We start from the raw sequence: 14,036 nt of genomic DNA on the forward strand, positions 1-14,036 counted from the left end.
TACCTCTCCAGAATTAAACGTGTTGCAGCGCTTTTTCCGCAAGCTGTGCAAAATAGCGGGCAGCGGGCTCAATTAATGCTTCGTCCGGATTAAATGCCGGATGGTGTAAACCAAACGGGCTATTACTGCCGATGCTGACAAACGCCCCGGGAATAGACTGCAGATAAACCGCGAAATCTTCTCCGCCCATATGCAGTTCCGCGTGCCGGGTTTCGTACCCTGCCTCGCGGGCAACCGAGGTGGCAAAATCGGCCCAGCGCTCGTCGTTCACCAGCGCGGTGGGTCCGGCATACCAGGTAATATCAATCTGTGCGCTGAAGGCGCTGGCAAACCCGGCGGCGATTTCGCCCACGCGGGCCTTCACGTTCTGCTGCACCTCCGTGCGGTGGGTGCGCAGCGTGCCTTCAAGCTCGACGCTTTCCGGCAGCACGTTCCAGGTATTGCCGCCAGCAATGCGCGTCACGCTCAGCACCACTGAATCCAGCGTATTGACGTTGCGGCTGGCGACGCTTTGTAGCGCCGTTACAAGCTGGCTCGCCAGCACAATGGCGTCGTTGCCTTCGTGCGGGCGCGCGGCGTGTGCGCCTTTGCCGGTGATGCGGATCACGAAGCGGTCGACGTTGGCATAGAACGGTCCGCCGCGGGTGGCGAACTCACCGACCGGCAGGCCGGGCTCATTGTGCATGCCGAAAATCGCGCTGACGTCACGCAGGGCACCGGCCCGCACCATGCTCTTCGCCCCGCCAAAGTTCTCTTCGGCAGGCTGGAAGAGGATACGCACCCGGCCGTTGAGCGAGGCTTCACGCTCTTTTAGCTTTAACGCGGCGCCGAGGATCACGCTGGTATGGATATCGTGTCCGCAGGCGTGCATCACGCCTGCACGCTGCGAGCTAAACGGCACGCCGCTGCGCTCCTCAATCGGCAGAGCATCAATATCTGCCCGCAGCGCAATCAGTTTGTTGCCCGAGCCGATTTCCGCCACCAGCCCGGTCGACAGGTCGTAAGGCTGTGGGGTAATCCCGGCATTCGTCAGCCACTGGCGCAGGCGTGCCGTGGTTTCCACTTCCTGACCGGACAGCTCAGGGTTCTGGTGCAGCTCGCGGCGCCAGGCTATCAGCTGTTCGCTAAAGCTCATACGGTGACCTCCCTGTTAAGACGCGCCTCGGCAAGCAGACGCAGCGACGCGACGCGCGTTGCCCCCTCCGCGACAGGCGTGTCGATGATGAATTCGTCAATGCCCCACAGCTGGTGCAGCGCGTTGAGCTGCTCCAGCACCGACTCAGCCGTGCCCGCCAGCAGCGACTGGGCCCGACGGGCAATGCGAACCGGCTCGCTTCCCGCCTGACGCGCAAAGGCGTAGGCCTGCTCTTCGCTGGCCACGGTGACACGCTGGCCGTTTGCCAGCTCAACGCCCCACACTTCGACCTTTTGCGCCAGCGCGTCTGCCTCGGCCTGCGTCGGCGCGACAATCGCCTGTACCGCCACAATTACGTCCCGCGTGCTGCTCTTACGCCAGGTCGTTACCACGTCTCGCAGCAGTTCCGGGTCACCGTTGAGATGTGCGGCAAAGACGAAGTGCCAGTTGAGCGAGGCGGCAAGCAGCGCGCTTTCGATGCTGGCGCCCAGCAAAAAGCCCTGAGCAGGAACCGGCGGCAGCGGCGTGGCGCGAACGGCTTCATCCGCAGACTGACGTTCAGGACGGATCCAGCGATCGAGCTGGGCCAGCTGTTCGGCAAAGCTGCCTTTTTCCTGTTGATGCAGACCCTGCTGCAGCGCGCGGGTCGAGAGCGGTAGCCCGCCGGGGGCTTTTCCGACGCCGAGATCCACGCGACCGGTCGCCAGCGCGGCCAGCAGGTTGAAATTCTCGGCTACCTTATAGGGGCTGTAGTGCTGAAGCATCACGCCGCCGGAACCGACGCGGATGCGCGTGGTTTGCCCAAGGATCCAGGCAATCAGCAGCTCCGGCGAGGGGCTGGCAAGGTGTGGCGTGTTGTGATGCTCGGCAATCCAGAAGCGGTGATAGCCCAGACTTTCTGCCTGCTGCGCCAGCGTCAGGGTGCGCGCCAGTGCATCGGCTGCCGTTTCGTTTTCAGCGATGGGGCTTTTGTCCAGAATGCTGATTCGCCATGACATGTTGCGTTCTCGTTTGACTTAACATGTCGACATTATTAAAGGCGTATTTCACCACAGAGAAACAATTAATTTACATTTGGTTTGCCGGAAATCAGATATACATGACCCTGCTAAGGGTGTGATTTCAGCGATGAAATCAGCGCATCCGCCTCCTGACGACGGGTGATTCGGACAAACTTGATATGGCTGTACTGCGGGTTTTTCATGTCGGCTTCGTAGCGTTCGCGGTTGCTGCGCCAGGTTTTAATTGTCCAGATGATGATGGACTCCCGGCTGAAAAATGAGCGGCGAAAGCTTTCACGGTTTCCGGTGCCGGGCCAAAGCTCCTGCTGGTGCCATGCGCGTGTGAACGCGCGCGTGACCGCCTGCCAGAGCGTACGGGTAAACCCGATGTCCACCCACACGACCACATCTACATCACGCCACTTCACCGGGCGCGTGCGATTGTAGTTGCCGTCAAGCACCCAGCCGGGCGTGGCAGCGAGCGTATCCGCCAGCGTATTTAGCAGCACTTCATCCGGTGTGCCCTGCCAGTCAGGGCGCCAGTACAACCTGTCCATCTCAATATACGGGAGCGACAGCTCCGTCGCGATGCGTCTGGCAAGCGTACTTTTTCCACTTCCGCTGGTACCGATAATATTGATTTTCACCGTTCCGCCCGATCGTGCTGAAGAAAAGGGATCGCATCATATCGTTTTAGTTTTGTTAATGAAACGCCAGCGAAGCGCACCTCCTGGCGCTCTACCTCAACGTAATTATTAAGGGTTTCTGATGATTAAAGCAGCACTTCACTGTTTGTTTTGTCTAAAAACTCACCACGATTCAGCGCGTTGTAATCCTTGTCTGCTCTGACCACACGATTTCCTTCGACGCGCATCACTTTCGGCACGGTTATATTTTGCGTCGCTTATGAATTGCAGGTAGGATGCCTCGCCATGTTTCGCCTTATCCATACGCAGAATGACTGGGAAGGCGGCATGTGTTTGCGCAGAAGCAATCGTTTGTATTGCTTTCTGCCAGGCAGGACTATCACGATAATGGTTCAGACAGGCAAACAGGTAACTCAATGAAAACAAGCAATAAAAGCGCAGCCGATCATCATGCTGCGAAACGTCGCTGGTTGAACTCCCACGAAGAGGGCTACCACAAAGCGATGGGCAACCGTCAGGTTCAAATGATCGCCATCGGCGGCGCTATCGGTACGGGTCTGTTTTTAGGTGCTGGCGCACGTCTGCAGATGGCGGGCCCGGCTCTCGCACTGGTTTATCTGGTGTGCGGGATCTTCTCCTTCTTCATTCTTCGCGCGCTGGGTGAACTGGTACTTCATCGCCCCTCCAGCGGAAGCTTCGTCTCTTACGCCCGAGAATTCCTCGGTGAAAAAGCGGCCTACGTTGCCGGCTGGATGTACTTCGTCAACTGGGCGATGACCGGTATCGTTGATATCACCGCCGTTGCGCTGTATATGCACTACTGGGGCGCGTTCGGTGACGTGCCGCAGTGGGTCTTTGCCCTTGGCGCGCTGGCCATTGTCGGCACCATGAACATGATCGGCGTGAAGTGGTTCGCCGAGATGGAGTTCTGGTTTGCGCTGGTAAAAGTGCTCGCCATTGTGATTTTCCTGGTGGTCGGTACGGTCTTCCTCGGCAGCGGCAAGCCGCTGGATGGTAATGCCACCGGTTTCCACCTGATAACCGATAACGGCGGATTCTTCCCGCACGGCCTGCTGCCTGCGCTGGTTCTGGTTCAGGGCGTGGTGTTTGCCTTTGCGTCTATCGAGCTGGTCGGTACCGCAGCGGGTGAATGTAAAGACCCGCAGACCATGGTGCCAAAAGCCATTAACAGCGTGATCTGGCGTATCGGTCTGTTCTACGTCGGTTCCGTGGTGCTGCTGGTTCTGCTGCTGCCGTGGAACGCCTATCAGGCCGGTCAGAGCCCGTTTGTGACCTTCTTCTCTAAGCTCGGCGTGCCTTACGTGGGCAGCATCATGAACATCGTTGTGCTGACGGCGGCGCTCTCCAGCCTGAACTCCGGCCTTTACTCTACAGGACGTATCCTGCGCTCCATGTCCATGGGCGGTTCCGCGCCGAAGTTCATGTCGAAAATGAGCAAGCAGCACGTACCGTACGCGGGCATTCTGGCTACGCTGGTGGTGTACGTCTTCGGGGTGTTCCTGAACTACCTGGTGCCGTCTCAGGTCTTCGAGATCGTGCTGAACGTGGCCGCACTTGGGATTATCGCCTCCTGGGGCTTCATCGTGGTCTGCCAGATGCGTCTGCGTAAAGCCATTAAAGAAGGCAAAGCCGCTGACGTCAGCTTTAAGCTGCCGGGCGCCCCGGTGACCTCCTGGCTCACCCTGCTCTTCCTGTTCAGCGTGCTGGTTCTGATGGCGTTCGACTACCCGAACGGTACCTATACCATCGCCACCATTCCGCTGCTTGCCGTGCTGCTGATCGCTGGCTGGTTTGGCGTGCGTAAGCGCGTTCACGAAATTCACAGCACCGCGCCGGTTCATCCAGATGATGAAAAACACGACGCGCCGCTGGTGGAAGAGACCTCGCGTTAAGCACCAATTAAGCATTAAAAAGGGAAGGCATCTGCCTTCCCTTTTTTATATCACAGCGCGATACGCACCACGTCGTCAGGCTGGGTCGCTTCCTGCTGACGGGTAGATTTCTGCTTCACCGTTACATAGAGCGTTTTGCCATCCGCCGAGAGCGCCAGGCTGTTCGGGTAGACCGGCGTATCGAATGTTTTCATTACTTTGTAGGTTTTCGCGTCAATCACGCTCACCTTACCGGCCTCACGGTGCGTCACGTAGGCTTCATTGCGAGCCGGGTTAAACAGGACCGCCAGGGACTCCGGCGCGGCGATTTTCTCGATCACACTGCCGTCTTTCAGGCTCACCACCAGCACTTCCGGTTGTTTTGAATCGGTCAGGAACGCGCGCTGGCCGGCGGTGTCGAGGCTCAGGTTCAGGTAGAAGTGCTCTTTACCGTCGTCCTGCACTTTTTTACGGCTCAGGATTTTATTGGTGGCGGTATCAATGGTGACGAGTTCGCCGTCAGCATTAGTGGTATACAGGCGTTTCGCTTTAGCATCCAGCGCCAGGCCGGTGCTGTATGTGCCGGTATTGGCAATGGTCTCTTTCAGCTTCAGCGTTGCGCCATCCACGACCCAAATCACGCTCTCTTTGCCGACACCGGTGATGTAAATCGTGTTGCTCGCATCATCCGCCACCAGCTGACGCGGCTGCAGCGGCTTGACGGTTTCACTTCGCTGACGGCTATCAAGCACCAGACGCCCTTTCACGTCGCCCGTTTTGGCATCAATGGCCGTCACCGCGCCGTTGATCGTGTTACCCAGCCACAGGGTTTGCGTCGCGCCGTCCAGGGTGGCGCCAAACGGTTTGAGATCGCTGTGAATGGCCTGCGTCACCTCCAGCGTGGCAGGATCGAGGCGGTAGATAACGCCACCCTTGTCGAGTTTACGGCTTTGCGACGTCGCAACCCACAGGGCGTTCTCCTGCTGGCTGACCGCCATTTCATAGGCACCTTTACCCACCGCTTTACGCAGCATCTCTTCGGCGGCATGCGCCTGGAAGGTTCCGGCAAACAGTAAAGCGGCAGACAGCAGAGACGTACTCAGGCGTGGCGAGCACAGATGGCGTAAAGACATAACAATTCCTTTTTTGAAAAGAGGGGTTTCCGCTGACATCACTTCCGGCAGGCAACGTCATGGCATCGCCTTTTGATAATGAGAATAGTAATCATTAATGAGCTGAATGTGGAGTTTTTCTTTTCTCTATTGCCTTTCATTAACGCAATGTGCGGTTATAGTTTTCAAAACATTTACAAAACCTTTAACATGTATGGGCATGTTCCATTTGGTTCGTTTATACATCACAACCGGTTTTACTCATGAAAATCATATCTGCCCGTAAGGCATCTCTCCCGCTGCTGCTGGTTCCCGTTGTTTTTGCACCTCTGAGTGCAATGAGCGCCGAGGAACAGACCATGATCGTCAGCGCCGCGCCGCAAACCGTATCAGAGCTTGATACCCCGGCGGCGGTCAGCGTCGTGAATGGCGATGATATGCGCCACGCCGCGCCACGTATTAATCTCTCCGAATCGCTTGGCAGCGTTCCGGGACTACAGATTCAGAACCGTCAGAACTATGCTCAGGATCTCCAGCTTTCGATGCGCGGGTTTGGTGCCCGCTCAACGTTTGGCGTGCGCGGCATCCGCATGTATGTCGACGGTATTCCTGCCACCATGCCGGACGGACAGGGCCAGACCTCCAACATCGATCTCTCCAGCATTGATACCGTCGAGGTGCTGCGCGGCCCCTTCTCTGCCCTGTACGGCAACGCCTCTGGCGGCGTGATTAACATCAACACCCAGACCGGACAGCAGCCGCCAACCATTGAAGCCAGCAGCTATTACGGCAGTTACGGGACATGGCGCTACGGCATGAAAGCCACCGGCGCGATGGGTGACGGCACCCACGCGGGGGATGTGGATTACACTGTATCCACCACCCGCTTCACCACCAAAGGCTACCGCGACCACAGCGGCGCGCGGAAGAATCTCGCTAATGCCAAACTGGGCGTACGCATTGACGACGCCAGCAAGCTGACGCTGGTTTTCAACAGCGTGGACATGAAGGCCAACGATCCGGGCGGGCTGAGCTATCAGGAGTGGCAGGATAACCCGCGTCAGTCCCCGCGCGGCGATCAGTACAACACGCGCAAGACCATCAAGCAGACTCAGGCGGGGCTGCGCTACGATCGCCAGCTTAGCGCTCAGGACGATCTCAGCGTGATGATGTACGCCGGCGAGCGTGAAATGACGCAGTACCAGTCGATTCCCTACCAGCCGCAGCTGAGGCCTTCTCACTCCGGCGGCGTGATCGATATGCAGCGTCATTATCAGGGGGTTGATACCCGCTGGACGCACCGCGGCGAGCTGCTGGTGCCGGTCACCTTCACCACCGGTCTGAACTATGAAAACATGAGTGAAGACCGCCGCGGGTACGAGAACTTCGTGATGAATAACGGGGTGCCGGACTACGGCGTGAAAGGTGATAAACGCCGGAACGAACGTAACCTGATGTGGAACGTTGACCCTTACCTGCAGACCCGCTGGCAGCTGACGCAGAAACTCTCCGTCGATGCGGGCGTGCGTTACAGCTCGGTCTGGTTTGATTCCAACGACCATTACGTTACGCCGGGCAACGGCGACGACAGCGGTGATGCGAGCTATCACAAGTGGCTCCCGGCGGGCGCCGTGAAGTATGCGGTGACGGACGCATGGAACCTCTACGCTGCCGCAGGACGTGGATTCGAAACGCCAACCATCAACGAGCTCTCCTATCGCGCCGATAACCAGGGCGGCCTGAACATTGGCCTGAAGCCGTCCACCAACAACACGTACGAAGTTGGCAGCAAAACCCGCATCGGCAATGGCCTGCTGACGGCAGCGCTGTTCCGCACCGATACGGATGACGAGATCGTGGTGGATGCCAGCGCTGGCGGCCGGACAAGCTATAAAAATGCCGGGAAAACCCGTCGTCAGGGAGTCGAAGTGTCTCTCGATCAGCAGTTTGCTGAAAACTGGAAGCTGAAAATGGCGTGGACCTATCTGGACGCCACCTACCGCACCAACGTCTGCGGCGACGCAGACTGTAACGGCAACCGCATGCCGGGCATTGCCCGCAATATGGGCTACGCGTCATTTGGCTGGCAGCCTGAAGAAGGCTGGTACGCGGGCTCGGACGTGCGCTACATGAGCGATATCATGGCCGACGACGAGAACACGGCGAAAGCGCCGTCGTACACGGTGGTCGGGCTGAATACCGGGTACAAATTCAACTATGGTAACTGGGGGATGGACGTCTTTGGCCGCGTAGATAACCTGTTCGACAAAGAGTACGTCGGCTCAGTTATTGTAAATGAATCCAACGGGCGGTATTACGAGCCCGCGCCGGGCCGCAACTACGGCGTAGGGCTGTCTGTCTCTTATCGATTCGAGTAAGAAATAAGTAAAGTTTATTTTATAAAGAAAATAACGCTCCTGATGGCAATATGCCATCAGGAGTTATTCACCATATAAATAATTGGATAGCGTATATAGTCGCTCTGTTAAATAATCTCTCAGTTAAAATATTGTCGCTGTAAAAGCGTATTCGCTTCATCAATCAACTTTTCTATTGCCTTCTGGCTGGCGTCGACATCCCGGCGTTCCAGGGCTGAAAGCAACTCGTCATAGTGATACGTCGCTTCTTTAATGTCATTAAGCTCCTGGTGCAGATAGTTAATGCACGGGCCGATGCGCACCCAAAGCTGTTCAATTAAGGCATTAAGCGTGGGCATTTCCGCGTACTGGTAAAGCGTAAAGCGGAAAACGCGATTCGCATGCAGTGCCTGCTGTACGTTTCCGTTGCGCATGGCCTCATGAAACGCTTCCGACAATTTGCGCAACGTCTCCAGCTTTTGTTCAGACATATTCTGGCAGGCTGCGGCAACCGCCATGGGCTCAAGCTGCTTGCGAATAGCGTTGATTTCGTTATAACGGTCCAGCGTGACCTCCGGCACCAGAAATGCCTGTGCTGGCGTGGCATGTAATGCACCTGCTGACACCAGACGCAGCAGCGCCTCGCGTACTGGGGTAATGCTGGTTCCTAATTTATCGGCGATCTCTTTCGTAATCAGTCTTGCACCAGGTTTAAGGGAGCCCGTAATTAACGCTCCTTTCAAACTGAGTTCAACTTGCATGGTAAGACTGATCCTTTGGGCTTTTTCTAAGTGATCCAAATCAAGCATGTTCAATTCCTGTAGCTAAAACTTAATGCTATTTATAAACGTCAGTTTTAATAAAACGACGCTGGTCCGATATATCCTGTATCGTCATGCCTGGTGGTGGGAAGTACGTAAAACAGCCAAAAATGCAAAATGTGTTTTTTTATCGGTTTCGGGCTCATCCGGGATGATGGCGCGAAAAGCCATGTCCGTTAATTAAAGACAATATATCGTATCTTCACAAATAAATATGGCGGGAAACCCCGCCATATTGCTGTTTATTTATTGTCACCCGCGACGTGAATCACGACTTTGCCGAAGTTTTTTCCTTCCAGCAGGCCAATCAGCGCCTCAGGCGCGTTCTCCAGCCCGTCCGTCACCTGTTCACGATAGTGAATTTTGCCCTCCTGCACCCAGCGCCCCATCTCTTCCTGAAACTCATGAATGCGGTGACCGTAGTCCTGGGCGATGATAAAGCCCTGCATCCGAATGCGTTTCTTCAGAATGGTGCCCATCAGAAGCGGCAAACGGTCCGGCCCCTCAGGCAGGCCCGTTGCATTGTAGCCGCTCACCAGGCCACACACCGGCACGCGCGCGGAGGTATTCAGCAGCGGCAGCACGGCGTCAAACACTTTCCCACCGACGTTTTCAAAATAGACATCAATGCCTTTCGGGCAGGCGCGTTTCAGCTGCTCAGCGAAATCCGCCGCGTGGTGATTCAGACACTCGTCAAACCCGAGAACCTCTATGGCGTGGCGGCACTTTTCTGCCCCACCGGCTACGCCAACCACCCGGCAGCCTTTAATTTTGCCAATCTGCCCAACGGTCGCGCCCACAGGGCCCGTCGCCGCGGCCACCACCAGCGTTTCGCCCGCTTTAGGCTGCCCGATATCCAGTAACCCCATATAGGCGGTAAAGCCCGGCATCCCAAGAATGCCCAGCGCCCAGGAAGGATGTGACGGATTGTCGCCCAGCTTCACCAGGCCGCTGCCGTCTGACAGTTCGTACTCCTGCCAGCCGCTGTAGCCCAGCACCCACTCCCCGGCTTTGAAGTCGGGATGATTTGACTGCTCAACGCGGCTAACCGTTCCCCCCACCATCACCGCACCAATCTCCACCGGCGGAGAATAGGATGGCGCATCGCTCATGCGCCCCCGCATGTAAGGATCCAGCGACAGCCAGACGGTGCGAAGCACCAGCTGCCCCGCCTGAGGTGCAGGAACAGGCTGCTCTTCCAGACGAAAATTCTCCACCACCGGCGCACCCTGTGGACGAGAGGCCAGCACCCAGCGACGATTTTGCGAAACAGATTGATTCATCAGGAGCTCCTTCTGGTACAAATGTCATTACAGCCTGGCTCACGATCGGCATTATCGCCTTAACATTACGAGGCAGACTGGTTAAGCCGGACCACAAGATAGATACAGGTTTCATTGGTTTCATTGATGAAACGGCAGTCGTTTGGCGGCCCCAGCTCCAGACAGTCTCCGGCCTTCATCTCGTGGCGCGTATCGCCCTCCTGGAATACCAGCTCGCCGGACTGCAGCCAGATCAGCTGACGCGCCAGCGCGTAGGACGACGCCGGCATCGGGACGTCGCTCCCCGCTGGCAGTTCAATCTGGACGAGGTCGATAGGCAGATCGGTACGCGGGGAAACGTGGCGACGAAGATAGTGCGTTTGGGGATCGCGCCAAACGGGCTGGTTTGCCAGTCGCAAGAGTTTTCCCTCCTGCATCTCGGCTCTGGCAATCAACGTTGACATGCTGATCCCAAACGCGCCGGACAGGCGTGCCAGAAGGGTTGCCGTCGGGCTGCTGTCTCCACGCTCTATTTTGTGGATCATGGCGCGAGAAACGCCTGCCCGCTCAGCCAGCTCGCTCAGAGACCATCCGCGAGACTCGCGTTCAAGGCGAATTCTGGCGCTAATGCGTTGATTCATTGTGTCTGTTATTGTGCTCATGACGTCATACTATAGTGTATGGACGGCATTTCAATGGGGTTCTAATAACAAAAAAACAGGCTTTATGACGTAGCGCTCTTAGGAAGCAGTTGTGTAATATCGTATCTATAACGTAATACTATAGTGAACAACACACAGAGGATTAATCATGATCGTTCGTCATGCCTGCAAGGAAGATTGCGCCGCGATAGGAGAGATCTACAACCACGCGGTACTGCATACTGCCGCAATCTGGAACGATAAAACCGTCGATACCGATAACCGAATCGCGTGGTTTGAGGCCCGCACGCTCGCGGGTTACCCGGTTCTGGTCAGTGAAGAAGACGGTGTTGTCACCGGCTACGCCTCTTTTGGCGACTGGCGCGCCTTCGACGGCTTCCGTCATACGGTTGAGCACTCGGTCTACGTCCACCCGGCCCATCAGGGCAAAGGGATTGGCCGCACGCTGATGAAGGCGCTGATTAACGAGGCTCGCATCATCGGCAAACACGTGATGGTGGCCGGCATTGAGGCGCAAAATGAGGCCTCAATTCACCTCCACGAAACGCTCGGTTTTGTCACCACGGGGCAGATGCCTCAGGTGGGCACCAAGTTTGGCCGCTGGCTGGACTTAACCTTTATGCAGCTTCAGCTGGACGAACGCAGCGATCCGGACGCTATCCCATGAATCAGTCACTGACGCTGGCGTTTCTGGTGGCGGCGGGGATCGGTCTGGTGGTGCAAAACACCTTAATGGTGCGTATCACCCAGTCCTCCTCCACCATTCTTATCGCGATGCTGCTGAACTCCCTGGTCGGCATTGTGCTGTTTGTCAGTATTCTGCTGCTGAAGCAGGGCGTCGCCGGATTCAGCGAGCTGGCCGCAACGGTGCGCTGGTGGACGCTGATCCCGGGGCTGTTGGGGTCGTTTTTTGTATTTGCCAGCATTAGCGGCTACCAGAACGTGGGCGCGGCGACGACCATCGCCGTGCTGGTGGCAAGCCAGCTCATAGGCGGGCTGGTTCTGGACGTACTGAGGAGCCACGGCGTTCCGCTGCGCGCCCTGATAGGCCCGGCGTGCGGCGCGGTGATGCTGGTCGTGGGGGCCTGGCTGGTGGCGCGACGCCAGTTTTGACTATTACAGTATGGTACCGCCTTTGGTCAGCTGTTCTTCACGCGCGTCCATCTCCTCCTTATGCTGCTTGCCGTGGTGTGAAATCGCGGTACGCAGACGCTGCTGCTGGGTGTAGCGATCTTCACGGCTGAGATCGGCATCATCGCTCAGTTCAATCAGCAGTTCATTCATGTGGGTAATCACGCTCTCTTCAATGGCGGCATCCACACGGGCGGTAACTTCATTTAAATGTGACATTGTCACTCCTTGTTAATTGCCGGGTGGCGGCTACGCCTTACCCGGCCTACAGGGGAACCGTAGGCCCGGTAAGCGCAGCGCCACCGGGCAACAAACTAGTTCAGCTTCGCTTTGGAGAAATCGCTGCCCATCAGGCTCACGCTGTATCCGGTCACGTTGCTGCGGGTTGCGTAAAATGTTTTGCCGTTTGCCAGCGCGATCCACGGCGCCTGCTGGTAGAAGATCTCCTGCGCCTGGCCGTACAGTTTCGCACGCTCGGCCGGGCTGCTGGTCAGCTTCGCTTTTTGCACCAGAGCATCATAACCCTTATCGCACCAGCGCGCGGCGTTTGATCCGGTTTTAATGCTGTTGCAGCCCAGCAGCACGTCGGCGAAGTTATCCGGGTCGCCGTTATCGGACATCCAGCCAAACAGCGCGGAGTCATGTTCGCCTTTACGCATTCCGGAGAGATATTCCCCCCACTCGTAAGAGACAATTTTGGCCTTCACGCCGACTTTCGCCCAGTCGCTCTGGATCATCTCCGCGATACGACGCGAGTTAGGGTTATACGGACGCTGAACCGGCATTGACCACAGCGTGACTTCCGCCCCCTTCTCCAGACCCGCCTGCTTCAGCAGCGCTTTCGCTTTTTCAGGATCGTAGCCGTAGTCCTTCAGGTCTTTATTAAAGCCCAGCATATTTGGCGGGATCGGCGATTTTGCCACCGTGCCAGATCCCATAAAGACCGCATTAACGATGGCCTTCTTGTCGGTCGCGTAGTTCAGCGCCTGGCGCACCAGCACGTTATCGAACGGCTTTTTCTCGGTGTTAAACGCCAGATAGCCGACGTTCAGCGCATCGACCGAGTGCAGCGTCAGGTCTTTGTTCTTTTTAATCACGTCAAACTGGACCGGAGACGGCGCAGGAATAATCTGGCATTCGTTGGTCTGCAATTTCGCCAGGCGGGTTTCCACGTTTGGCGTGATGGAGAAGATAAGATGTTTGGTCGGCACCTCGCCATCCCAATAGTTCGGGTTAGCGACGTAGCGGATCAGCGAGTCTACCTTGTACTGCTGCAGCACATACGGCCCGGTACCAATTGGCCAGGTGTCCACATTCTCCGGCGTGCCTTTTTTCAGCATCGCATCGGCGTATTCGGCGGAAAGAATCGAGGCGAAATCCATCCCCCAGTCGGCCAGAAATGCGGCGTTTGGTTCACTCAGGGTGAACTGGACGTGGTAATCATCAACCTTTTTAACGTCCTGAATCAGCTTATCGAGCCCAACGTCGTTAAAGTATTCGTAGTTGCCCTGCGAGACATTGTGGTACGGATGCTTAGGGTCTTTCTGACGCATCACCGAGAAAATAACGTCATCGGCGTTAAAGTCGCGGGTTGGTTTGAAGTATTTGTTGCTGTTGAACTTCACCCCTTTGCGCAGGGTAAACGTATAGGTCTTGCCGTCCGGTGAAATTGTCCAGGATTCCGCCAGAGACGGGACCGGGGTATTTTTCACCGGATCGAAATTGATCAGGCGGTTGTACAGCACCTGAGAGCTGGCGACAAAAGACGGGCCGGAGCTGGCGATTTGCGGGTTGAACGATTCGGGGGAGGCTTCCGAGCAGTAGATAAGGGTGTCGTTGTTTGCCGCCCATGCGGCACCGGCTGGTAAAAGAGCGCTCAGCGCAAGGGCGAGCAGTGTTTTCCCTGTAGACATGGTTATAACCCTGACAGTTTTATTATATAGGTCAGTAATAACAGCACAGCCGTTATGACCTGGCAAATAACGAAACACTATCAGGTTATTCTAAAGCCGCGTT

13 protein-coding genes are annotated in these 14,036 nt (G+C 56.5%); 4 read left to right on the forward strand and 9 right to left on the reverse strand.

Going from position 1 to position 14,036, the window contains the following annotated elements:
- Positions 1–13: 13 nt before the first annotated feature.
- The 3 genes from V1603_RS15435 to V1603_RS15445 form a co-directional block, all read right to left on the reverse strand.
- On the reverse strand, positions 14–1,135 hold the full coding sequence (locus V1603_RS15435; RefSeq protein WP_116339649.1) for an amidohydrolase: 1,122 nt from the start codon (positions 1,133–1,135) through the stop codon (positions 14–16).
- Positions 1,132–2,133, reverse strand: a complete 1,002-nt coding sequence (locus tag V1603_RS15440) for an LLM class flavin-dependent oxidoreductase (protein ID WP_395312909.1) — start codon at positions 2,131–2,133, stop codon at positions 1,132–1,134. Before V1603_RS15440 ends, V1603_RS15435 begins: the two co-directional genes overlap by 4 nt.
- Positions 2,134–2,243: 110 nt before the next feature.
- The gene (locus V1603_RS15445; protein ID WP_116339645.1) at positions 2,244–2,783 is read right to left on the reverse strand and encodes an AAA family ATPase; all 540 of its coding nucleotides are present in this window, start codon (positions 2,781–2,783) and stop codon (positions 2,244–2,246) included.
- Positions 2,784–3,199: 416 nt separating this feature from the next.
- Here V1603_RS15445 and ansP point away from each other — a divergent pair, with 416 nt between their 5' ends.
- Positions 3,200–4,696, forward strand: coding sequence for an L-asparagine permease (gene ansP / locus V1603_RS15450; RefSeq protein ID WP_032640809.1), 1,497 nt, complete (start codon positions 3,200–3,202; stop codon positions 4,694–4,696).
- Positions 4,697–4,746: 50 nt separating this feature from the next.
- On the opposite strand, the gene V1603_RS15455 is transcribed toward ansP, so the two are convergent.
- Positions 4,747–5,808 (reverse strand): YncE family protein, encoded by a 1,062-nt coding sequence (locus tag V1603_RS15455; RefSeq protein ID WP_116339643.1) that lies wholly within the window; start codon positions 5,806–5,808, stop codon positions 4,747–4,749.
- A 242-nt stretch (positions 5,809–6,050) separates the two neighbouring features.
- Between V1603_RS15455 and pqqU the strand changes: the two genes are divergently transcribed.
- On the forward strand, positions 6,051–8,165 hold the full coding sequence (pqqU, locus tag V1603_RS15460; RefSeq protein ID WP_163329575.1) for a TonB-dependent receptor PqqU: 2,115 nt from the start codon (positions 6,051–6,053) through the stop codon (positions 8,163–8,165).
- Between the two features lie 119 nt (positions 8,166–8,284).
- Here the strand turns inward: pqqU and V1603_RS15465 are convergent, their stop codons facing one another.
- From V1603_RS15465 to V1603_RS15475, 3 genes are all read right to left on the reverse strand, one after another.
- Positions 8,285–8,953 carry a GntR family transcriptional regulator gene (locus tag V1603_RS15465; RefSeq protein WP_116339639.1) on the reverse strand — a complete coding sequence of 223 codons (669 nt, stop codon included), beginning with the start codon at positions 8,951–8,953 and terminating at the stop codon, positions 8,285–8,287.
- A 254-nt stretch (positions 8,954–9,207) separates the two neighbouring features.
- Complete coding sequence (locus V1603_RS15470; protein ID WP_395312910.1) at positions 9,208–10,248, reverse strand: NADP-dependent oxidoreductase; 1,041 nt, start codon at positions 10,246–10,248, stop codon at positions 9,208–9,210.
- Positions 10,249–10,313: 65 nt separating this feature from the next.
- Entirely contained in the window at positions 10,314–10,889 is a 576-nt protein-coding gene (locus V1603_RS15475) for an XRE family transcriptional regulator (RefSeq protein WP_116339635.1), read from the reverse strand.
- Between the two features lie 148 nt (positions 10,890–11,037).
- On the opposite strand from V1603_RS15475, the gene mddA reads away from it, so the two are divergent.
- Both mddA and V1603_RS15485 read left to right on the forward strand, forming a co-directional pair.
- Complete coding sequence (gene mddA, locus V1603_RS15480) at positions 11,038–11,556, forward strand: L-methionine sulfoximine/L-methionine sulfone acetyltransferase (RefSeq protein WP_395312911.1); 519 nt, start codon at positions 11,038–11,040, stop codon at positions 11,554–11,556.
- Positions 11,553–12,002, forward strand: a complete 450-nt coding sequence (locus V1603_RS15485; protein WP_116339631.1) for a DMT family transporter — start codon at positions 11,553–11,555, stop codon at positions 12,000–12,002. The genes mddA and V1603_RS15485 overlap by 4 nt, the downstream gene beginning before the upstream one ends.
- Before the next feature lie 3 nt (positions 12,003–12,005).
- On the opposite strand, the gene V1603_RS15490 is transcribed toward V1603_RS15485, so the two are convergent.
- Together V1603_RS15490 and V1603_RS15495 are read right to left on the reverse strand one after the other, a co-directional pair.
- Positions 12,006–12,239: a YdcY family protein gene (locus V1603_RS15490; protein WP_116339629.1), complete on the reverse strand. Its 234-nt coding sequence runs from the start codon at positions 12,237–12,239 to the stop codon at positions 12,006–12,008.
- 95 nt (positions 12,240–12,334) lie between these two features.
- The gene (locus V1603_RS15495) at positions 12,335–13,933 is read right to left on the reverse strand and encodes an ABC transporter substrate-binding protein (protein WP_163329578.1); all 1,599 of its coding nucleotides are present in this window, start codon (positions 13,931–13,933) and stop codon (positions 12,335–12,337) included.
- Between the last annotated feature and the right edge of the window lie 103 nt (positions 13,934–14,036).

The organism is Enterobacter sp. ECC-219, from assembly GCF_043966805.1.
In the GTDB taxonomy this organism is placed as follows: Bacteria; Pseudomonadota; Gammaproteobacteria; order Enterobacterales; family Enterobacteriaceae; genus Enterobacter; species Enterobacter cloacae_N.

Excerpts from the sequence above, each read along its gene's own strand:
- V1603_RS15435 (WP_116339649.1), bottom strand. The coding sequence starts at position 1,135 with ATGAGCTTTAGCGAACAGCTGATAGCCTGGCGCCGCGAGCTGCACCAG.
- V1603_RS15440 (WP_395312909.1), bottom strand. The coding sequence starts at position 2,133 with ATGTCATGGCGAATCAGCATTCTGGACAAAAGCCCCATCGCTGAAAAC.
- ansP (WP_032640809.1), top strand. The coding sequence starts at position 3,200 with ATGAAAACAAGCAATAAAAGCGCAGCCGATCATCATGCTGCGAAACGT.
- V1603_RS15455 (WP_116339643.1), bottom strand. The coding sequence starts at position 5,808 with ATGTCTTTACGCCATCTGTGCTCGCCACGCCTGAGTACGTCTCTGCTG.
- pqqU (WP_163329575.1), top strand. The coding sequence starts at position 6,051 with ATGAAAATCATATCTGCCCGTAAGGCATCTCTCCCGCTGCTGCTGGTT.
- V1603_RS15465 (WP_116339639.1), bottom strand. The coding sequence starts at position 8,953 with ATGCTTGATTTGGATCACTTAGAAAAAGCCCAAAGGATCAGTCTTACC.
- V1603_RS15470 (WP_395312910.1), bottom strand. The coding sequence starts at position 10,248 with ATGAATCAATCTGTTTCGCAAAATCGTCGCTGGGTGCTGGCCTCTCGT.
- V1603_RS15475 (WP_116339635.1), bottom strand. The coding sequence starts at position 10,889 with ATGAGCACAATAACAGACACAATGAATCAACGCATTAGCGCCAGAATT.
- mddA (WP_395312911.1), top strand. The coding sequence starts at position 11,038 with ATGATCGTTCGTCATGCCTGCAAGGAAGATTGCGCCGCGATAGGAGAG.
- V1603_RS15485 (WP_116339631.1), top strand. The coding sequence starts at position 11,553 with ATGAATCAGTCACTGACGCTGGCGTTTCTGGTGGCGGCGGGGATCGGT.
- V1603_RS15490 (WP_116339629.1), bottom strand. The coding sequence starts at position 12,239 with ATGTCACATTTAAATGAAGTTACCGCCCGTGTGGATGCCGCCATTGAA.
- V1603_RS15495 (WP_163329578.1), bottom strand. The coding sequence starts at position 13,933 with ATGTCTACAGGGAAAACACTGCTCGCCCTTGCGCTGAGCGCTCTTTTA.